At 60.9% G+C, this 517-nt stretch carries 1 protein-coding gene; it reads right to left on the bottom strand.

The features are described from left to right. Positions 1 to 301: 301 nt before the first annotated feature. Positions 302 to 517 (bottom strand): KOW domain-containing RNA-binding protein (locus tag NKJ93_RS33540; RefSeq protein WP_502904425.1); only part of this gene is annotated, 216 nt, incomplete at its 5' end.

The following is a 517-nucleotide window of genomic DNA, read 5'->3' as shown; positions in this document are numbered from 1 at the left end:
TTGCGGTCCAGGTGGAACATCGGCGCGCGGGGAAGGCGCGGTGCACGCAGCACCCTTTTCTCATCCAACGTGCGGCGCGCTGAAGGGTCTCAACGTCGGTCTGCCGCCGGAGCTCAACTAGCTGGACTATTGCTCGACCGGAAGCGGCTCGTGCTGCGGCTCAGCGTGGTGGAACACCTGTCCAAGATCGCGCGCGTCGAACGTTTGGCCGCAGACTGGGCAGTAGACAAAGTGCTTCGACTCGTCCTCTACCGGCCCGTCATGCGGCCTGCCCTCATAGCCTGTCGCGATGTTGTCGGTTCTAATCCGGGGCAACGACAAGTGCCTTTCGTCGTTTTGGCGGCCGATATTTCTCCATTAGCCGGACCTTGTCACGGTCGACCGTGACCAGCGGCCACAGGTCGATCGTCACGGTGTCCTCGTCGATGCGAGTGACCTCGCCTTTCAGGTCGATTTGCTGGCCTCGGTTCACCTTGATGTGGTCGATGATGGAATGTGGGAAGTCGTAACCTGGGAT

It is taken from the genome of Mesorhizobium sp. M0028 (assembly GCF_040323855.1).
Taxonomy (GTDB): domain Bacteria; phylum Pseudomonadota; class Alphaproteobacteria; order Rhizobiales; family Rhizobiaceae; genus Mesorhizobium.
This window is presented reverse-complemented; position numbering and strand designations above follow the sequence as displayed.